Below are 19323 nucleotides of genomic sequence, written 5' to 3'. Positions count from 1 at the left end.
ACATGGGACTGTTGGAGAAGACCGTACGAGAGATCACGCCTGCCGATGAGCGGGCCGCGCAGGCCGCCCGCCGCCGGTGGGATTCCATCGCCAAGCCGCTGCACAGCCTGGGCCTTCTGGAGGATGCGGTGGTACGCATCGCGGCCATGGGCGGAAGCCCCGACGTAGACCTGAGCCGCCGGGCCATCGTGGCCATGTGCGCCGACCACGGCGTGGTGGCCGAGGGGGTGACCCAGACAGGACAGGAGGTCACCGCCATCGTCACAGAGAATATGTCCAAGGGGGATACCAGCGTCTGCTGTATGGCCCGGGTGGCTGGTGCCGAGCTGGTTCCGGTGGACATCGGCGTGGCCCGTCCGGTGGAGGGGGCGCGCATCCTTCAGCGCAACCTCATGCGGGGGACCCGCAATATGACCCGGGAGCCGGCCATGGACCGGGAGACCTGTGTCCGGGCCATCGAGACCGGCATCCAGATCGCGCAGGAGCTCTGTGCTTCCGGCGTAAAGCTCCTGGGTACCGGAGAGATGGGGATCGGCAACACCACGGCCTCTTCCGCCGTGGTCTCGGTGCTCTTGGGCGTGGAGCCGGAGACGGTCACCGGCCGGGGCGCGGGCCTCTCCTCGGAGGGGCTGGTGCGCAAGGTGGACGCCATCCGCCGGGCCGTGGCGGTGAACCAGCCCGATCCAACCGACCCGGTGGACGTGCTCTCCAAGGTGGGAGGACTGGATCTGGCCGGTCTGGCCGGGGTCTTCCTGGGCGGCGCGGCCTGCCGGGTACCCGTGCTGGTGGACGGGTTCATCTCGGCGGCGGCTGCCTTGTGCGCCGTGCGGCTTTGCCCGGCGGCGGGGGACTACCTGCTGGCCAGCCACGTCTCAGCGGAGCCCGCCGGGGAACTGCTGCTGGAGGCCCTGGGCCTGACCCCCTTCCTGCGGGCCAGAATGTGCCTGGGAGAGGGCACCGGGACGGCGGCGGTCATGCCTCTGCTGGATATGGCCCTGGCGGTCTACCGGGAGATGGCCACATTTGATGAGATCGAGGTGGAGGCTTACCAGCCGCTGACATGATACAATCCTTTTTTCAGACCAACCTGACCGCCCTGCTTCTGGGGTTTTGCCTGGATCTGCTGCTGGGGGACCCCCACTGGGCCCCCCACCCGGTCCGGGCCGTGGGACAGCTCATCGCGGGGCTGGAGGGGCCCCTGCGCCGCGTCTTTCCCAAAACCCCGGGAGGAGAGCGGGCCGGCGGTACGGCGCTGGTGGTCCTGGTGCTCTTTTTCTCCGTGGGGGTGACCGGACTGGTGCTCGCCCTGTGCGCCAGACTCCACCCGGCCCTGGACTTCGGGGTGCGGACCCTCTTGTGCTATCAGCTGCTGGCAGCCCGGTCCCTGCGGGATGAGAGCGGGAAGGTCTACCGCGCCCTCCGGGATGGAGACCTTCCGGGAGCCCGCCGGGCGGTGAGCATGATCGTGGGCCGGGACACCGAGAAGCTGGACGAGACCGGTGTGGCCAAGGCGGCGGTGGAGACGGTGGCCGAGAACGCCTCGGATGGCGTGGTGGCCCCCCTCTTCTACCTGGCCCTGGGCGGCCCTCTGGCCGGAATGGCCTACAAGGCGGTCAACACCATGGACTCCATGGTGGGCTACAAGAATGGGCGCTATCTCTACTTCGGGCGGACTGCGGCCCGGCTGGACGACGTCCTCAACTTTCTGCCCGCCCGGCTGGCGGGGGGGCTCATGTGCCTGAGCGCCTTTCTCACCGGATTTGACGGACCGGGGGCGATACGCATTTTCCGGCGGGACCGGAAGAACCACGCCTCTCCCAATTCGGCTCACACCGAGGCCGCCTGTGCCGGGGCCCTGCGGGTGCAGCTGGCCGGTCCGGCCGTGTACTTTGGCCGGAGGGTGGAGAAGCCCACCCTGGGCGACCCCATCCACCCGGTGGAGGCCCTGGACATCCTGCGGGCCAACCGGCTGATGTACGGCACGGCCTTTTTGTCCCTGCTCCTGCTGTGTGGGGTGCCGCTGATGGTCCTGCGCTTTCCCTTTTAAATCCCAAAAGGAGGGAGTCATCCCATGCCCATCTATACCCATGGCGGAGACATTTACGCCCAGTCCGGACCGGTGCTGGACTTTTCCGCCAATCAGAACCCGCTGGGGATGCCCCCTGCCGTGGCGGAGGCGGCCCAGGCGGCCGTCGTGGATGCCCAGCGCTACCCGGACAGTCTGTGCCGGGAGCTGCGCCGGGCCATTTCCCGGCGGGACGGCGTCCCGGCCGAGTGGATCTGCTGCGGAAACGGCGCGGCCGATGTGATCTTCCGGCTGTGCCTGGCTCTGCGGCCCCGCCGGGCACTGGTGACCGCCCCCACCTTCTCTGAATATGCCCAGGCCGTGGAGGCGGCCGGGGGAGAGGTCGTCCGCTATCCTCTGGCCCGGGAGAATGGCTTTGCAGTGGATGAGGGCTTTGCCGCCGCCCTTTCGGGTGGGGTGGAGCTGGCCTTCCTATGCAGCCCCAACAACCCCACCGGGCGGCGGGTGGCCCAGCCCGTGCTGGAGGCCATCCTCCGGCGGGCGGAGGAGGAGAAGGTCTGGCTGGTAGTGGATGAGTGCTTCCTCCACCTCTGCGACGGAGGGGGAGAGGGGCTGGCCGCCCGGCTCTCGGAGTTTCCGCGGCTGGTGCTCCTGCGGGCCTTCACCAAGTGCTACGCCATGCCCGGGCTGCGCCTGGGGTACTGTCTGACCGCCCATCCGGAGCTGCCCGAGCGGCTCTACCGGGTGGGGCAGCCCTGGAGCGTCTCAGCCCCCGCCCAGGCCGCCGGCATCGCCGCCTGCGCCTGTCCCGGATGGCCGGAGACGGCCATGGAGCAGGTCATCCGCCCCCAGCGCGCCCGGTTGACGGCGGCGCTGCGGGCCCTGGGCCTGACCGTGTGGGAGAGCGAGACCAACTACCTGCTCTTCTCCGCGCCCGGGCGGAGCGACCTCAAGGAGCGCCTGCTGGAGCGAGGGGTGCTCATCCGCTCCTGCGCCAACTACCCCGGACTGGGGGCGTGCGACTACCGCATCGCCGTGCGGCTTCCGGAGGAAAACGACATTCTGCTCAACGCCTTGAAGGAGGTACTGGACTGATGGCAAAGTGCATCATGGTACAGGGGACCACGTCCAACGCGGGGAAGAGCTTCCTGTGCGCCGCCCTCTGCCGGATCTTCCGGCAGGACGGGCTCCGGGCAGCCCCCTTCAAATCCCAGAACATGGCCCTCAACTCCTTCATCACCCGGGAGGGACTGGAGATGGGCCGGGCCCAGGTCATGCAGGCCGAGGCGGCGGGAATCGAGCCCTCCGTGCGGATGAACCCCATCCTGCTCAAGCCGGTGAGCGACGTGGGCTCCCAGCTCATCGTCAACGGCGTGCCCCGGGGCAACTGGAAGGCCCGGGACTATTTCGCCTACAAGCGGGAGCTCATCCCGGAGATCCTGGAGGCCTATGAGAGCCTGGCACGGGAATATGACGTGATCGTCATTGAGGGGGCAGGAAGCCCTGCCGAGATCAACCTGAAGGACGGGGACATCGTGAACATGGGCCTGGCCGCCATGGTGGACGCCCCGGTTCTCCTGTGCGGCGACATCGACCGGGGCGGGGTGTTTGCCTCCCTCTACGGCACGGCGGCCCTGCTGGAACCGGAGGAGCGGGCACGGCTCAAGGGCTTTGTCATCAATAAATTCCGGGGAGACGTGGAGATCCTCCGCCCCGGCCTCTCCATGCTGGAGGAGCGCACTGGCATCCCTGTGGCCGGCGTGGTGCCCATGGTGAACGTGGACCTGGACGACGAGGACTCCCTCTCCCAGCGGCTGGGGAACGGCGGCGGGGTGGGCCTCATCGACCTGGCGGTGATCCGGCTGCCCAAGCTCTCCAATTTCACCGACTTCAACCCCCTGGAGCGCATCCCCGAGGTCTCCCTCCGGTATGTGTCCAGTCCTGCCCAGCTGCGGGAGCCCGACCTCATCCTGCTCCCCGGCACCAAGAACACCCTGGACGACCTGCGCTGGCTGCGCGCCAGCGGCCTGGAGAGTGCCATCCGCAAACACGCCGCCCGGGGCGGCGCGGTGATCGGCATCTGCGGCGGATATCAGATGCTGGGGGAGGAGGTCTCCGACCCCGACGGTGTGGAGGGGGGCGGAAGCCTGCCCGGCCTGGGCCTGCTGCCCGGGCGCACCGTGTTCCGGGGAGAAAAGACCCGCACCCGGGTCCAGGGCGTCTTTCACGGCCTGGAGGGGATCTTTGCGGGCATGAACGGCGTGGAGCTCGAGGGCTATGAGATCCACATGGGCGAGACCGCCCGGGGCGATGCTGCCGGGAGCTGCGCCCGCCTCCACACCCTGGACGGCGTGGAGAAGGCCGACGGTCTGGCCCGGGGCAATGTGTGGGGCAGCTATGTCCACGGCCTTTTCGATCAGGGCGGCTGCGCCGGAGCGCTGGTCAACTGCCTGCGCCAGGCCAGAGGGCTGGGCGAGCAGGAGGCTGTCTTGGACTGGACGGACTACAAGGAGCGCCAGTATGACATTCTGGCCGACGCCGTGCGTGCGGGGCTGGATATGGAGCGGGTCTACCGCATTCTCAACCGGGAGGAATAGGACATGAGAGAGATCCACTTGCAGCGGGTGGCCCCCGCTGAGATCGAGGCCAGGAGTATGGAGATCATCGCCTCCGAGCTGGGGGAGCGGGACATCCCGGCCCCGCAGCTGGCCGTGGTGAAGCGGTGTATCCACACCAGCGCCGACTTTGACTATGCCGACAATCTGGTCTTTTCTCCCCATGCGGTGGAGCGGGGGGTGGAGGCCCTGCGGAAGGGCTGCACCATCGTCACCGACACCCAGATGGCCCGGGCGGGCATCAACAAGCGGGTGCTGGAGGGCTTTGGCGGCCGCGTGGTGTGCTTTATGTCCGACCCGGATGTGGCCGCTGAGGCCAGGGAGCGGGGGGAGACCCGCGCCACTGTCTCCATGGAGCGGGCCGCCGGGCTGGAAGGGCCCGTGGTCCTGGCCCTGGGCAACGCCCCCACCGCTCTGGTGCGGGCCTGCCAGCTGATGGAGGAGGGACGGCTCCGGCCTGAGCTGGTCATCGGTGTGCCGGTGGGCTTTGTCAACGTGGTGGAGTCCAAGGAACTGCTCCTCTCCATGGGAGGGGAGCACATCGTGGCCCGGGGCCGCAAGGGGGGGAGCAACATCGCCGCAGCCATCTGCAACGCCCTGCTCTACCTGGCCTCCGGAGACCGGAGAGAGTAATACGTGAGGTGAGATACCATGGGGAAAGCACTTCTGATGGTCTCCTTCGGGACCAGCTATCCCGAGACGCTGGAGAAGAACATCAGCCGCATCGAGGCGGCTGTGGCCGCCGCCCTGCCGGACCGGACGCTGTTCCGGGCCTTTACCAGCGGCATGATCCTGCGCAAGCTGGCGCGGCGGGACGGCGTACAGATCGACAATGTGGACCAGGCCCTGGAGCGCCTGGCCCGGGAGGGCTATGAGGACGTGCTCCTCCAGCCCACCCACATCCTCAATGGAGAGGAATATGACAAGCTCTGTGCCCAGGCACAGCCCTGGCGGGGGCGTTTTGCCCGCTTTGTGGTGGGCAAACCCCTGCTCACCACGGCGGAGGACTATCTGGCCGCAGCCGATGCGGTGATGGAATCCATCCCCGCTCCGGAGGCAGATGAGGCCCTGGTCTTTATGGGCCACGGCAGCGAGCATTTTGCCAATTCCGCCTATGCCCTGCTGGAGTATGCCCTCCACGACCGGGGCTGGGACCGGGCTTTTCTGGGGACGGTGGAGGGATACCCCACCCTGGACCAGGTCATGCGCCGCCTGCGGGAGTGCAGCGGCGTGCGCCGGGTACGACTCCAGCCCTTCATGGTGGTGGCGGGGGACCACGCCGCCAACGACATGGCGGGCGAGGAAGAGGACTCCTGGAAGAGCCGCCTGGAGCGGGAGGGCTATACGGTGGAATGTGTGCTGCGGGGCCTGGGGGAATACCCGGCCTTCCGGGCCCTCTTTGCCGGCCACGCCCTGGCGGCCCAGGGGGAAGAAGAGGGAGACAAGCGCCCGGACTGAGCGCCGAGACGCTTTCTCACCGGAGCGTGCTCCGGGGATAGAAGAGACGGTCTGCGGTAACCGCCCTGCGGGGCGGTTTCAAAAGGGAAGACGGGTGAGAATCCCGCACAGTCCCGCTGCCGTGATGGAAGAGCAAACCCGCATACAAGTCACTGGCCCCTTCGGGCCGGGAAGACACGGGCGCGCCATGAGGCCAGAGTCGGAAGACCTGCCGCAGACCGCGCCGGCCATGCCGGCAAACCATACCGCTACGGATGATAGGAGGTGTGTTTCCCGTGAAGAAGCAGTGGAACTCAAAAGCCGGTACCGGGTGAGCCCGGGCGCAGGACCGGTCCCGCTGGGGCGGGACCTTTGACCAAAGTGCAAATTGGGAAAGGATGAATGTACCATGAAACGATTGGATTCCTGTGTCCGCCTGGCCGCCGCCCTGTGTATGGCGCTGGGCGTGCTCACCGTGAGCGCCTCGGCCATGCACATCGCCGAGGGCTATCTCCCCCGGCCCTGGGCCTTTGGCTGGATGGCCGTGTGCGTGCCCTTTGTGGCCGCCGGTATGCGCTCTATTCAGAAGAGGGTGCGGGACTACCCCCGGGCCAAGGTGCTGCTGGCCATGTGCGGCGCCTTCGCCTTTGTGCTCTCGGCCCTCAAGCTCCCCTCGGCCACCGGCTCCTGCTCGCACCCTACCGGTGTGGGACTGGGCGCCATCCTCTTCGGGCCTACCGCCACCACGGTGCTGGGGCTCATCGTGCTGCTGTTCCAGGCTCTTCTGCTGGCCCACGGCGGCATTACCACCCTGGGGGCCAATGTCTTCTCCATGGCCATCGTGGGGCCCTTTGTCTCCTGGGGGGTGTACCTGCTGCTCAAGAAGCTGAAGGCCCGCCCCGCCGTGGCGGTCTTCTGCGCCGCCGCGCTGGGGGACCTGGTGACCTATGTGACCACCTCGGTGCAGCTGGGCGTGGTCTACGGAAACATCGGGGAGTATCTGACCATCTTTGCCGTCACCCAGCTCCCCCTGGCCGTGGCCGAGGGTCTGCTGACGGTAGTGGTCTTCAACGTGCTGGAGAAGTATGCCCGGGATGAGCTGCTGGAGCTCTCGGTGCTGTAAGGAGGGACGGAACATGAAAGTCTGGCAGAAAAATACCATCCTCATTTTGCTGGTGATCCTGTTGGCGGCGGCCCCTCTGTGGCTGTGCCGGGAGGCCGAGTTCGGCGGAGCCGACGGCATGGCCGCCGAGCTGGTGGAGGAGAGCGTGCCCGGGTTTGAACCCTGGTTTGAGCCCATCCTGGAGCCGGCCAGCGGCGAGATCGAATCCCTGCTCTTCGCCCTCCAGGCGGCGGTGGGGTCCGGCGTGGTGTGCTTTATCCTGGGCCGCATCACCGCCCGGAAACCGGACAACAAGGACGCGTGACCACATGGGGACCGATCGCTATGCCTATGCCTCCCGCCTGCGGCGGGTGGACGCCATCCCCAAGCTGTGGCTGTCGCTGATCCCCCTGCTCCTGTGCGTGTGCTGTGACAGCGCCGCCGTGGGAGTGGCCACCCTGCTTCTGATGGGGGGACTCAATGTGTGGCTGGGCGGGCAGGGGCTGAGGACGGTCCTCCGTTTTCTCAAGGTCCCGCTGGCTTTTCTGGCCGTGGGCTGTCTCACCATCCTGGTGCGTCCCCTCTCACCGGAGGAAGGCGCACTGTGGGCGGTGGAGCTTCTGGGCCGCTTCCGCTGGGGGATCACGGCGGAATACCGGGATCTGAGTCTCATGGTGCTGTGTAAGGCCATGGGAGCGGTGTCGGCCATGTATTTCCTCTCCCTTAATACCCCCGTCACCGACGTGACCCTGGCCCTGGAGCGGCTGCGGGTGCCCAAGCTCCTGGTGGAGCTGATGGAGCTGATCTACCGCTTCATCTTTGTCCTCACGGACACCGCCGGGCGCATCCGGGTGGCCCAGGAATCCCGGCTGGGCTACCAGGGCTGGCGCAGGAGTCTGGAGAGCATGGGGACGCTGGTCTCCATGCTCTTCCTCCGGGCCTGGCGGCAGGGGGAGCGCTCCTTTACCGCCCTGGAATCCCGGGGCTATAAGGGGCGTTTGGACACACTGCCTGCCGACGCCGTGCCGGGGAAGTGGCTCTATGCCGTGCTGGCCGGAGTGAGCGCGGCGCAGCTGGGCGCGCTGGCGCTGGAAAGGAGCTTGCTGGGATGAACTACGCCATCGAGACAAGGGAACTGTGCTATACCTATGAGGACGGCACCCGGGCCCTGGACGCCATCTCCATCCGGGCTGCCCGGGGGGCGGTCACGGGGATTCTGGGGGCCAACGGCGCAGGCAAGTCCACCCTCTTTCTCAATCTGAACGGGGTGCTCACTCCCTCCGGGGGGCAGGTGCTGCTGGACGGGAAGGAGGTATCCTATGCCCGCCGGGATCTGCCCGAGCTGCGCCGGAAGGTGGGCATCGTCTTTCAGGACCCGGACGACCAGCTCTTCTCCGCCGACGTGTACCGGGACATCTCCTTCGGAGCGGTGAACCTGGGTCTGCCTCCGGAGGAGGTACGCCGGCGGGTGGAGCTGGCCATGGAGCGCACGGGGGTGACCGCCCTGCGGGACAAGCCCACCCATGCCCTCTCCTACGGACAGAAGAAGCGGGTGGCCATCGCCGGGGTTTTGGTGATGGAGCCCAGTGTGATGATTTTGGATGAGCCCACCGCGGGATTGGACCCCCAGGGGGTGAGCGAACTGATGCGCCTGCTCACCGCCCTGCGGGACCAGCTGAAGATGACCATTCTGCTGGCCACCCACGATATGGACATCGTGCCCCTCTACTGCGACTACGCCTATGTACTCAGCGGAGGGCGCGTGGCGGGGGAGGGAACGGCGGAGGAGCTGGTCTGCCAGCCCGGACTCCTGCGGGAAAACCACCTGCGTCTGCCCCGGATGGCCCATCTGATGGAGGTCCTGGCCCGGGAGGACGGGATAGATTTGCCCCGCTCGGCCGCCACCATTGGAGCGGTCCGCCGGGCCATATTAGAGCTGCTCAACAAGGAGGAAATGAGATGAAGCGAGGAATACTGTACGGCGTGGGGGTGGGTCCCGGGGACCCGGAGCTGCTCACCCTGAAGGCGGTGCGCATTCTGCGGGAGGCCAACGTGGTGGCCATGCCCGACAAGGGCAGCGGCGAACAGACCGCCCGCAAGATCGTGCAGGCCTATATCGAGGGGAAGGAGCTTCTCTCCTGCCCCACCCCCATGGTGCGGGACAAGGAGGTGCTGGCGCAGAGCTATGAGGCAAACGCCGACACCCTGTGCGCCCTGCTGGATCAGGGGAAGAACGTGGCCTTCATCACCCTGGGAGACCCGTCGGTCTACTCCACCTATCTCTACATCCATGAGCGGGTGGCCGAGCGGGGCTACGAGGCCCGTCTGATCCCCGGCGTGCCCTCCTTCTGCGCCGTGGCCGCCCGGTTGGGCATCAGCCTGTGCCAGGGAGAGGAGCGGCTCCTCATCGTTCCGGCCAGCCACAGCGTGGAGGACTGCGTGGATTTCCCCGCCAATCAGATCTACATGAAGGCCGGACGGCGTCTGGGCGGGCTCCTGGAGACGCTGGAGCAGCACGGACGGCTGGAGGGGGCCATGGCGGTCTCCAACTGCGGCATGGAGGAGGAGCAGGTCTGGCCCCGGGCGGCCGACATGGACCCGGAGAGCCGCTATTTCTCCGTCCTCTTCGCGCCGGGAAAGGACCGGGACTGAGATGGGCATTTATTACTGCGGCCTGAGCGACCGGCGGGCCCCCATCGCCCTGCGGGAGCGGCTCTCCTTTACCAAGGGACGGGTGGAGGAGGTCTGCGCCCAGCTGGCCCGCCGGCCCGGCATCCGGGGCTGTGTCCTCCTCTCCACCTGCAACCGCACCGAGCTCTACTGCTCCTGGGAGGGGGAGCTGCCCCCCGGACCCCAGCTCCTCTGCGAGGCCGCGGGGGTGGAACTCTCCCTCTTTGACGGAGCCTTCCGGACGCTGTCGGGGGAGGAGGCGGGACGCCACCTCTTTGAGGTGGCTGCCGGCCTGCGCTCCCGGATCTGGGGAGAGGATCAGATCCTTTCCCAGGTGCGGGAGGCTCTGACCATCGCCCGGCGGGCGGGGAGTACGGACAGCGTGCTGGAGACCCTCTTCCGCATTGCGGTGTCGGCCGGGAAGGAGCTGCGGAGCAAGGTCCGTGTGAGCGGCGTGTCCCCCTCCTCGGCGGCCCGGGCGGTGGAGGTCATCCAGGCGGAGACCGGGGGACTCTCCGGCAAGCGGGCGCTCGTCATCGGCAACGGGGAGATGGGACGGCTCTCGGCCCGGCTCCTGCGGGAGGCGGGGTGCGCCGTGACCGTGACCCTGCGCACCTACCGCCATGGGGAGACGGTGGTCCCCGCTGGGTGTGCCGTGGCTCCCTATGAGGAGCGCTACCAGGCCATGGAGGGAATGGATCTCCTCCTCTCGGCCACTACCAGTCCCCACTATACGGTGGGGGCAGAGGAGTACGACGCCCTCTCCCGGCCCCCGCGTCTGCTGGTGGATCTGGCCATCCCTCGGGACATCGCCCCTCAGGTGGGGGAGCGGGCAGACGTGACCCTCTACAACATCGACACCCTGGGCTGCGGCGTGGAGCGGGTGATCCCGCCGGAGGGGGAGGCCATCCTCACCGCCGCCATGGAGCGCTTCCGCCAGTGGGAGGGCTATCGCTCCAGCCTGGGGGCCATCGAAGAGGTCAAGGCGGCGGTGCTGGAGCGGGTGCTGGCCGCCGGATGCGCGGAGCTGGAGCCGGAAGAGGCCGCCGAACTGGCCGTGAGCCGGGCGGTGGAGCTGCTGGCCGGGAATCTGAAGGGCTGTTTGAGCGCGGAGGACCTGACCCACTGCGCCCGCAAGATCCGCGCCCACACCCGGGCATAGAGAGGAGGAAGGGCATGGAATCAAACAGAATGCTGTTTCCCCTCTTTGTGGACCTGCGGGACAAGCGGGCCGTGGTGGTGGGCGGCGGAACGGTAGCCGCCCGGCGCACCGGTGTGCTGCTGCGCTTTGGGGCCCGGGTGCGGGTGGTGGCCCCTCAGGTAAAAGAGCGGCTGGAGGGCGCGGAGTATGTGCTGCGCCCCTATGCCCCGGGAGATCTGACCGGGGCGGACCTGGCGGTGGCCGCCACCGATGACCGCCAGGTGAACGCCGCGGTGGGGGAGGAGGCCCGGAGCCTGGGCATCCCTGTCAGCGTGGCCGACGCGCCCGGAGAGTGTACCTTTTTCTTTCCCGCCATCTGTGAGGGCGGAGAACTGATCGCCGGCATGGTCTCCCGCAACGGGGACCACCGGGCCGTGGCCGGAGCGGCCCGGGCGGTGCGCCGGACATTGGAGGAGTGGAAATGAGCGTGATCCGTATCGGAAGCCGGGAGAGCCTGCTGGCCGTCCGGCAGTCCGAGCTGGTAATGGAGGCCATGCGCGCCCTCTGTCCCGGTGTGGAGCTGGAGCTGGTGACCATGAAGACCACCGGGGACAAGATCCTGGACCGGACGCTGGACCAGGTGGGCGGAAAGGGCCTGTTTGTCCGGGAGCTGGACGCGGCTCTGCTGGAGGGGCGGGTGGATATCACCGTCCACAGCCTCAAGGACCTGCCCATGGAGACCCATCCGGAGCTGCCGGTGGTGGCCTTTCCCCGCCGGGCCGATCCCCGGGATGTGCTGGTGTTGCCCGAGGGTGCGGCAGAGCTGGATCGGACGAAGCCCATCGGCTGTGCCAGCCGGCGGCGCGCGCTCCAGCTGGAACGCCTCTTTCCCGGAGTAGAAGTCCGGCCGGTCCGGGGGAATGTGCAGACCCGGCTGCGCAAGCTGGACAGCGGGGAGTACGGCGCCCTGGTCCTGGCATCCGCGGGACTGTGCCGCCTGGGACTGGAGGGGCGCATCGCCCGGTATTTTTCCACGGAAGAGATGCTCCCCGCCGCCGGGCAGGGCATCCTGGCCGTCCAGACCCGGCGGGACGCCCCGGCGTGGCTGGAGAGCCTGAACGACCCGGACGCCCGGGACTGTGCCCTGGCGGAGCGGGCCTTCGTGCGGGTACTGGACGGGGGATGTTCCTCTCCGGTGGCCGCCTACGCCGTGATCGAGGGTGAGGAGCTCCTCCTCACCGGTATGGATGAGACCGGCCGGCGGCAGACCATCCGGGGGAGCCGGCAGGAGGCCGAGGCCCTGGGCAGCCGCCTGGGCGCACGGATCAAGGAGGAGAAATGCCATGGGTAAGGTGATTCTGGTCGGAGCCGGCCCCGGAGATCCGGGCCTGCTCACCGTCAAGGGGCGGGAGGCTTTGGCCCAGGCCGACGTGGTGGTCTATGACCGCCTGGTGAGCCCCGCCATTCTGGACCTCATCCCGGCGAAGGCCCGGCGGATCGACGTGGGCAAGAACGCCGGATGCCACCCCGTGCCCCAGGAGGAGATCAACCGCATCCTCCTGGAGGAGGGGAGCGGGAACCAGGTGGTGGTCCGCCTCAAGGGGGGCGATCCCTTCCTCTTCGGGCGGGGTGGGGAGGAGCTGGAGCTCCTGGCCCGGCATGGCGTCCCCTTTGAGGAGGTGCCCGGCATCACCTCGGCCATTGCCGCCCCGGCCTACGCGGGCATCCCGGTGACCCACCGGGATTTCTGCTCCTCCCTCCACATCATCACCGGCCACCGCCGGGCGGGGGAGAAGCTGGATATCGACTTCGAGGCACTGTGCCGCACGAAGGGTACCCTGGTCTTTCTGATGGGGGTGTCGGCCCTTCCGGACATCTGCGCCGGGCTTCTGGCCGCCGGAATGGACGGCTCCACCCCGGCTGCCGTGGTGGAGCGGGGAACCACCCCCGACCAGCGGCGGATCTCCGCCACCCTGGAAGAGCTGCCCGCCCGGGCGGCCGCAGCGGAGGTGCGCAGCCCCGCCGTCATCGTGGTAGGGGGCGTGTGTGCCCTGGCGGAGGAGTTTGACTGGTTTGACCGGCTCCCCCTGCGGGGCAAGCAGGTGGTGGTCACCCGGCCCCGGGAGCGCGCCGGGACGCTGACCGGACGGCTGCGTGCCCTGGGGGCCCAGGTGTGGGAGTACCCCTGCATCGAGACCATCCCCCTTTCGCCCTGTCCCGAGATGGAGGAGGCGCTGGGACACCTGGAGCGGTATGAGTGGCTGGCCCTCACCAGTCCGGCCGGGGCCGAGTTCCTCTGGGCGGCTCTGGAGCGGATGAGTCTGGACGCCAGAGTTCTGGCCGGGGTGCGCTTGGCTGCCATCGGGCCGGGGACCGCCCGTGCGCTGGCCGGGCATGGATTGAAGGCCGACCTGATCCCGGAGGTCTACGACGCATCCCACCTGGGCGAGGCGCTGGCCGCCCAGGCTGCGGGCAGGGTCCTCCTCCTGCGTGCCAGGGAGGGGTCCCCCGCCTTGACGCAGGCGCTGGAACGCGCTAAACTGGAATATAACGACGTGGCTATCTATGAGACCTGTTACCGCAATCCCCGGAGCCAGGCTCTGCGGGAGGCGGTGGAGGAGGGCCGGGTGGATCTGGTGACCTTTACCTCGGCCTCCACGGTGAAGGGATTTCTCGCCACGGTGGGGGAGGGGGCCGACCTCTCCCGCATCACCGGCATATGCATCGGGGAGCAGACCGCCGCCGAGGCCCGGCGCAGCGGCATCCCCGTCCGGGTGGCCCGCTCGGCCACTCTGGAGGCCCTGACCGAGTGTGCGGTGGAGTGCGCCCGGGGGTGAGCCCGTCTGACAAGCAAGAAAAACAAGGAGGCCATTTCCATGGACCTGAGCATTCGGCCCCGCCGCCTGCGGGGCAATGAGAGCATCCGGAAGCTGTGCCGGGAGACCCGTCTCTCCCCCGACAGCCTGATCTATCCCATCTTTGTGGACGAGACCCTGACGGGCACCCGCCCCATCCCTTCGCTGGAGGGACAGCTCCACTACGGGCTGGACAGCGTGGGACAGGCGGTGGAGGACTGTCTGGCTCACGGGGTGGGCCGGTGCATCCTCTTTGGCCTGCCGGAGCACAAGGACGCCACGGGCTCCTCCGCCTGGGATGAGCACGGCGTGGTGCAGGAGGCGGTGCGCCTCATCAAGCGGTCCTATCCCGATTTCTATGTCATCACCGACGTGTGCATGTGCGAGTACACCGACCACGGCCACTGCGGGGCTCTGTGCGGCCACAGCGTGGACAACGACGCCACGCTGGAGCTGCTGGCTAAGACTGCGCTCTCCCACGCCCGGGCGGGCGCCGATATGGTGGCTCCCTCCGACATGATGGACGGCCGTGTGGCGGCCATCCGGGCCAGACTGGACGAGCACGGATTCCAGAATGTGCCCATCCTGTCCTACTCGGCCAAGTATGCCTCGGCCTTTTACGGCCCCTTCCGGGCGGCGGCCGGCTCCGCCCCCTCCTTTGGGGACCGGAAGGGATACCAGATGGACCCCCATAACTGGAAAGAGGCCCTCAAGGAGTGCGCACTGGATGTGGAGGAGGGGGCCGACCTGCTGATGGTCAAGCCTGCGCTCCCCTATCTGGATGTGATCCGGGAGTGTGCCGATGCCTTCCGCCTGCCCCTGTGTGCCTACCAGGTGTCGGGAGAGTACGCCATGATCAAGGCGGCAGCCCGGGAGGGGCTCATCGACGAGCACCGGGTCATGTGTGAGAGCGCCGTGTCCATCTTCCGGGCGGGGGCCAATATGCTCATTACCTACTATGCCAAGGAGCTGGCCGATGCCATGCGGAAGGGGGAGATCGGATGATGAACCGGCACAAAACCTCTCAGGAGCTCTTTGCGGAGGCCCTCAAGGTGCTCCCCGGCGGCGTCAACTCTCCCGTGCGGGCCTTCCGTGCGGTGGACATGGCCCCCCGCTTCATTGCCCGCGCCAACGGCCCGTACATCTACGACGTGGAGGGGCGCGGCTACATCGACTATGTCTGCTCCTGGGGTCCCATGATCCTGGGGCACAACCACCCGGTCATCCGGGAGGCGGTGGAGCGGGCCGTCAAGGACGGACTCAGCTTCGGCGCTCCCACTGAGCGGGAGGTGGAGATCGCCCAGCTCATGGTGGAGCTGGTCCCCAACATCGACATGGTGCGCATGGTCAACTCGGGAACGGAGGCCGTCATGTCGGCCATCCGTCTGGCCCGGGGAGCTACCGGACGGGATAAGATCATCAAGTTTGAGGGCTGCTACCACGGGCACAGCGACTGCCTGCTGGTGGGAGCGGGTTCCTCCGCCCTGGCGGGAGGACATCCCACCTCGGCGGGCGTGCCCCAGGACGTGGTGCGCCACACCCTGACCGCCCAATTCAACGACCTGGACAGCGTGGAGCGTCTGCTGGAGGCCAATCGGGGCGAGGTGGCCTGCGTCATCGTGGAGCCCGTGGCGGCCAACATGGGCGTTGTGAACCCCGCACCCGGCTTCCTGAGCGGTCTGCGGACCCTGTGTGACAAGTATGGTGCTCTGCTGGTCTTTGACGAGGTCATCACCGGCTTCCGGCTGGCGCTGGGCGGGGCCCAGGCCTATTTCGGCGTGCGGGCCGACATTGTGACCTTTGGAAAGATCATCGGCGGCGGCATGCCGGTAGGGGCCTACTGCGCACGGCGGGAGCTGATGGAAGAGGTGGCCCCCTGCGGTCCGGTCTATCAGGCGGGTACCCTCAGCGGCAACCCGGTGGCCATGGCCGCGGGACTGGCCCAGCTGAGCTGGCTGAAGAGCCATCCGGAGATCTATTCCATGATTGAGGAGAAAGCCCTCTGGCTGGCCCGGGAGTTCCGGGCGCTGGCGGAAAATCACGGGGTGGCCGTCTCCATCAACCAGATCGGCAGCCTGCTCTCTCCCTTCTTCACACCCAGCAGTGTGAGCACCTTTGTGGATGCCAAGGGGAGCGATGTGGGGATGTACGCCCGGTATTTCGCCGGAATGCTGGAGCGGGGCGTCTACCTGGCTCCCGCCCAGTTTGAGGCCATGTTCCTCTCGGCAGCCCACACCGAGGAGCTGTTGGAGCACACCCGCGTTGCGGCGGACGAGGTCTTTGCCGCGCTGTAACTAGGAAAACAAGAGACCCCGCAGAATTTTTATTCTGCGGGGTCTTTTTCTGTCTGTTATTAGGAAGGATTGGAGTCCTCCGGCGGGATGCCGGCAGCCAGCCGCTGGGTCAGGCCGTGCTCCAGCAGATACCGGGATACCGCCGGCGGGACCAGGTGGGACCAGGGCTTCCCCTCCGCGATCAGCCGGCGGACCTCCGTTCCGCTGGTGAGGCGCTGGCTGTCGTCCCGCACCCAGAGGACCCGGGTGGGAAAGCCCAGATCGGTCAGGACCTGGCGCTTGTGGTATCCCCACTGGTCGTAGATGGTCACATAGCACACGGCCTCCCGGGGGATGAACTCGGGGATGCGCTCCGGGTGCTCAATGGGGAAGGGGACAATATCAAAGCGCTCCCGGGGAAGTCCGGCCTCGGTGAGTGCATCCCGGAGCATGGCTAGGCGCTCATAGTAGGTGAAGGGATTGGCCGAGGCGTTCATGCGGCCCAGATCCCGGAGCTCCTCCGGGGCGTGCTCCCAGGGGTCAAAGTGGGTCACGCCCACCAGAAGATGTTCGCAGCGCTGTGCCCCTGCCAGCAAGTATTCCATATGCCCCAGGTGTAGTCCCTGAAAACGGCCCATGACCACGCCCAATGTATCTCTCTGTTCCATATCCATCCGCCTGTCCAGCTCCTGTCTCTGATTTGCCGCCCGTGCAGCAGACACTATCTTAGTCGAAACCGGGCAAAAAGGGAAGAAGGGAGGAGACTTTATCGAAAAATACAATAGCAATGGAAGAAATAGGGGGAAAAACGGGTTGACACCGCGCCCTAAAAGACATATAATGACTTTATCTCCCGAGGGGAGACGCGCCGCCGTGGGCGGGCGTGAGGAAAAGGCGAGGAAAATGCCGCGGGTCATCCCGCGGCATTTGACGTTTTTCGGGAAATAGGATAGAATACATTCCAACAGATGGACCGGGCCTGGACGAATGCCCGGAGGACCACAAGGAGGACATCGGTGTGTGGCGCAGTATCTTTGATCCCCAAAACGGTTTTTTTCAGACCATTGACCTGATTTTCAATCTGGCGGCCCTGAGCCTGCTCTGGGTGGCGCTGTGTATTCCGGTGGTCACGGCGGGCCCGGCCACCACAGCCCTTTACTATACGCTGGTCAAGTGCATCCGGAAGGGGGAGCCCTATCCCTTCCGGAACTTTCTGGAGTGCCTGAAGAGCAATTTCAAGGTGAGCTTTCTGACCGGGCTGGTGTGCCTGGTGGCGGGACAGCTGGTGCTGGGAGGACTGTACGTGGTCTACCAGATGGCCCTGGCGGGCAACCGTGCGGCCATGTCCCTGCTGCTGGTCTATGCACTGGTGACGCTGGTACTGCTGGGGGTGCTGGGCTATGTATTCCCGGTAATCTCCCGATTCAGCCAGGGGGTTTGGGGGGCTCTGGGCCTGGCTCTCCGGCTGGCGCTGGGGCATCTTCCCTCGACCCTGGGACTGGGGGTAGTGCTGCTGGCGGCGGGACTGGTGTCGGTGCGGTATCTGGTGCCGCTGATGATCCTGCCCGCCCTGGCTGGACTGGCGGCCTCTCTGCTGCTGGAGCGGATCTTCCGCCCCTATACCATTCCAGAGGAGGGGCTGCCGGAAGATCCGGCAGAGCGGCCCTGGTATCTGCGCTGACTCGTTGTGCACATAGGAAAACGTCCGGCTCTCCACAGGGAGAGCCGGACGTTTTTTGCTTTGCTATGCTGTGACCGGATTAAAACTCGGGCAGGGAAGCGGCAGCCACAGACTGACCCACGCGGCGGGCCTTCTCGTCGGGCAGGGTGGGATTGATCTTGGAGGCGATGTCGGCATACTCCTCAGCCAGCACACGCTTGGCCTCGGCCAGCACGATGTCGCCGCCCTTGCCGGACATCACGCGGCCCAGCAGCAGGATGTGCTTGAAGCCGTAGAAGTGATAGTACAGGCGCAGGGCATGGCCCAGATACACGCCGATGGAGCGGTAGATGGCGGCGGCACGGTCGTCGTCCTTCTCCATGAGGCCCTGCACCACCTTGAGCTTCTCGGCGGGGGAGAGGGACTCGTCCAGCTCAATGCCGGCAGCGGGGGCCAGCTTGATGACGGAATCCTGGGAGAAGTACTTCACGCCGCAGCCGATGTCGCCGGACCACTCGTCCACCATGGCGGTGGGGGCGGCGTCCACGGGGACGAAAGCCAGCTCGTTGAGCCAGCCGGTGATGTTGCCCTTGTCATCCACGAAGCCAACAGCCTCGCTGGTGCCCATGGCGATACCCAGGACGTTGTTCTCCTCCAGGCTCATGGCGCCGGCCAGGGCGGACACGTCGCCGTCGTTGGCCACCACGATGGGCACATCGCCAAACTCCTTGGCGGCGCGGATGTAGATGTCCTTCACCTTGGCGTCAAAGTCTTTCTTGCCCACCTTCAGGAACAGGGAGGCCACCATGGTGCGGTTGTCGATGTAGATACCGGCGGAGGACACGCCGATGGCGTCCACGCGGGGCATATGGGCAGCGGCGGACTTCATGGCGTCCACGATGCCCTGGTAGTGATAGTCAGGGTCGGAGTTGGTCTTGGGGAACCACACCACCTCTTCGGAGAAGACGGGCTCACCGTCGATGACAGCGGAGACCTTGCGGTCGCTTCCGCCGGCGTCAAAGCCGATGCGGCAGCCGTTCATGTGGCGGCCGATGGCCTCGGACTTGCTCACCTCAGCGGGAACGGCGTCGCAGTAGACCACTTCGAAGGGATGCTCATAGACGCCGGCCATGAAGTCCTCGTCAAAGGCGCGGGTGCCTTCTTTGGAGTAGGCCTTGTGAATGGCCTCATAGATGGCCTTATCGCCCGCGATATAGACCTTGAAGCCGCCCTTGAGCCACAGCAGGGTCTTGATGATGCGGTCCACATAGTAGAGGTCGGCCTCAGCCATCTCGGGAGTACCGTGAATGAAGGTCTTGTAGACAGCGACCTGACCGGCAGAGCGCTCCACCGCGATGTCCAGGGGCTTGGAAGCGCCCTTCAGAAAGGACTCATAGAAGGGGAAGAGCGGAATGTAGTTGGGGTCCAGCTCAGGGAGATTACGAACGGAAACGTCAATGCCGAGGTGTTTCATCGGTATCCTCCTCCTTGAATGTATCATTTGGGGGTATTTTTTGTACCGCCCATCAAATTTATCCACTTAT

At 66.6% G+C, this 19323-nt stretch carries 20 protein-coding genes and 1 riboswitch; of the genes, 18 read left to right on the top strand and 2 right to left on the bottom strand.

Annotation, left to right across the window (positions count from 1 at the left end):
• Positions 1 to 2: 2 nt before the first annotated feature.
• The 17 genes from cobT to hemL all read left to right on the top strand — a co-directional run bounded on the left by cobT (position 3) and on the right by hemL (position 16140).
• Positions 3 to 1064 carry a nicotinate-nucleotide--dimethylbenzimidazole phosphoribosyltransferase gene (gene cobT, locus INF37_RS07980; protein WP_101693454.1) on the top strand — a complete coding sequence of 354 codons (1062 nt, stop codon included), beginning with the start codon at positions 3 to 5 and terminating at the stop codon, positions 1062 to 1064.
• Positions 1061 to 2047 carry an adenosylcobinamide-phosphate synthase CbiB gene (cbiB, locus tag INF37_RS07975; protein ID WP_101693453.1) on the top strand — a complete coding sequence of 329 codons (987 nt, stop codon included), beginning with the start codon at positions 1061 to 1063 and terminating at the stop codon, positions 2045 to 2047. The genes cobT and cbiB overlap by 4 nt, the downstream gene beginning before the upstream one ends.
• A gap of 24 nt (positions 2048 to 2071) precedes the next feature.
• Positions 2072 to 3121 carry a pyridoxal phosphate-dependent aminotransferase gene (locus tag INF37_RS07970; protein WP_193537578.1) on the top strand — a complete coding sequence of 350 codons (1050 nt, stop codon included), beginning with the start codon at positions 2072 to 2074 and terminating at the stop codon, positions 3119 to 3121.
• Complete coding sequence (locus INF37_RS07965) at positions 3121 to 4623, top strand: cobyric acid synthase (RefSeq protein ID WP_193537576.1); 1503 nt, start codon at positions 3121 to 3123, stop codon at positions 4621 to 4623. The genes INF37_RS07970 and INF37_RS07965 overlap by 1 nt, the downstream gene beginning before the upstream one ends.
• A 3-nt stretch (positions 4624 to 4626) precedes the next feature.
• Complete coding sequence (locus INF37_RS07960) at positions 4627 to 5274, top strand: precorrin-8X methylmutase (RefSeq protein WP_101693450.1); 648 nt, start codon at positions 4627 to 4629, stop codon at positions 5272 to 5274.
• 18 nt (positions 5275 to 5292) lie between these two features.
• Complete coding sequence (locus INF37_RS07955) at positions 5293 to 6099, top strand: sirohydrochlorin cobaltochelatase (protein WP_193537574.1); 807 nt, start codon at positions 5293 to 5295, stop codon at positions 6097 to 6099.
• 37 nt (positions 6100 to 6136) lie between these two features.
• Positions 6137 to 6329, top strand: a riboswitch (cobalamin riboswitch).
• A gap of 158 nt (positions 6330 to 6487) precedes the next feature.
• A complete protein-coding gene (locus INF37_RS07950; RefSeq protein ID WP_193537572.1) occupies positions 6488 to 7201 on the top strand; it encodes an energy-coupling factor ABC transporter permease in 714 nt (237 codons plus the stop codon).
• A gap of 13 nt (positions 7202 to 7214) precedes the next feature.
• Positions 7215 to 7505: an energy-coupling factor ABC transporter substrate-binding protein gene (locus INF37_RS07945; protein WP_101693447.1), complete on the top strand. Its 291-nt coding sequence runs from the start codon at positions 7215 to 7217 to the stop codon at positions 7503 to 7505.
• A 4-nt stretch (positions 7506 to 7509) separates the two neighbouring features.
• Positions 7510 to 8292 carry a cobalt ECF transporter T component CbiQ gene (cbiQ, locus tag INF37_RS07940; RefSeq protein ID WP_193537570.1) on the top strand — a complete coding sequence of 261 codons (783 nt, stop codon included), beginning with the start codon at positions 7510 to 7512 and terminating at the stop codon, positions 8290 to 8292.
• Entirely contained in the window at positions 8289 to 9143 is an 855-nt protein-coding gene (locus tag INF37_RS07935) for an ATP-binding cassette domain-containing protein (RefSeq protein ID WP_193537568.1), read from the top strand. The genes cbiQ and INF37_RS07935 overlap by 4 nt, the downstream gene beginning before the upstream one ends.
• Complete coding sequence (gene cobI, locus INF37_RS07930) at positions 9140 to 9832, top strand: precorrin-2 C(20)-methyltransferase (protein ID WP_193537566.1); 693 nt, start codon at positions 9140 to 9142, stop codon at positions 9830 to 9832. Before INF37_RS07935 ends, cobI begins: the two co-directional genes overlap by 4 nt.
• A 1-nt stretch (position 9833) precedes the next feature.
• Complete coding sequence (hemA, locus tag INF37_RS07925) at positions 9834 to 11012, top strand: glutamyl-tRNA reductase (protein WP_235964258.1); 1179 nt, start codon at positions 9834 to 9836, stop codon at positions 11010 to 11012.
• Between the two features lie 14 nt (positions 11013 to 11026).
• The gene (locus INF37_RS15685) at positions 11027 to 11476 is read left to right on the top strand and encodes a precorrin-2 dehydrogenase/sirohydrochlorin ferrochelatase family protein (protein WP_235964257.1); all 450 of its coding nucleotides are present in this window, start codon (positions 11027 to 11029) and stop codon (positions 11474 to 11476) included.
• Positions 11473 to 12342 carry a hydroxymethylbilane synthase gene (hemC, locus tag INF37_RS07920; protein ID WP_101693443.1) on the top strand — a complete coding sequence of 290 codons (870 nt, stop codon included), beginning with the start codon at positions 11473 to 11475 and terminating at the stop codon, positions 12340 to 12342. The genes INF37_RS15685 and hemC overlap by 4 nt, the downstream gene beginning before the upstream one ends.
• Positions 12335 to 13828: a uroporphyrinogen-III C-methyltransferase gene (cobA, locus tag INF37_RS07915; protein ID WP_193537564.1), complete on the top strand. Its 1494-nt coding sequence runs from the start codon at positions 12335 to 12337 to the stop codon at positions 13826 to 13828. The genes hemC and cobA overlap by 8 nt, the downstream gene beginning before the upstream one ends.
• 39 nt (positions 13829 to 13867) lie before the next feature.
• Positions 13868 to 14851, top strand: coding sequence for a porphobilinogen synthase (gene hemB, locus INF37_RS07910; RefSeq protein WP_193537562.1), 984 nt, complete (start codon positions 13868 to 13870; stop codon positions 14849 to 14851).
• The gene (gene hemL, locus INF37_RS07905; RefSeq protein WP_101693440.1) at positions 14851 to 16140 is read left to right on the top strand and encodes a glutamate-1-semialdehyde 2,1-aminomutase; all 1290 of its coding nucleotides are present in this window, start codon (positions 14851 to 14853) and stop codon (positions 16138 to 16140) included. The genes hemB and hemL overlap by 1 nt, the downstream gene beginning before the upstream one ends.
• A gap of 59 nt (positions 16141 to 16199) precedes the next feature.
• On the opposite strand, the gene INF37_RS07900 is transcribed toward hemL, so the two are convergent.
• Complete coding sequence (locus INF37_RS07900) at positions 16200 to 16787, bottom strand: adenylyltransferase/cytidyltransferase family protein (protein WP_207730463.1); 588 nt, start codon at positions 16785 to 16787, stop codon at positions 16200 to 16202.
• A 350-nt stretch (positions 16788 to 17137) separates the two neighbouring features.
• On the opposite strand from INF37_RS07900, the gene INF37_RS07895 reads away from it, so the two are divergent.
• The gene (locus INF37_RS07895; RefSeq protein ID WP_101693438.1) at positions 17138 to 17800 is read left to right on the top strand and encodes a DUF624 domain-containing protein; all 663 of its coding nucleotides are present in this window, start codon (positions 17138 to 17140) and stop codon (positions 17798 to 17800) included.
• A 79-nt stretch (positions 17801 to 17879) separates the two neighbouring features.
• Here INF37_RS07895 and INF37_RS07890 read toward each other — a convergent pair whose 3' ends face one another.
• Positions 17880 to 19253, bottom strand: a complete 1374-nt coding sequence (locus tag INF37_RS07890) for an ROK family protein (RefSeq protein ID WP_101693437.1) — start codon at positions 19251 to 19253, stop codon at positions 17880 to 17882.
• Between the last annotated feature and the right edge of the window lie 70 nt (positions 19254 to 19323).

Source organism: Pseudoflavonifractor gallinarum (assembly GCF_014982855.1).
GTDB classification, from domain to species: Bacteria; Bacillota; Clostridia; order Oscillospirales; family Oscillospiraceae; genus Pseudoflavonifractor_A; species Pseudoflavonifractor_A gallinarum.
Note: the sequence above shows the minus strand (reverse complement) of the source record. Positions and strands in the feature narration are given on the sequence as shown.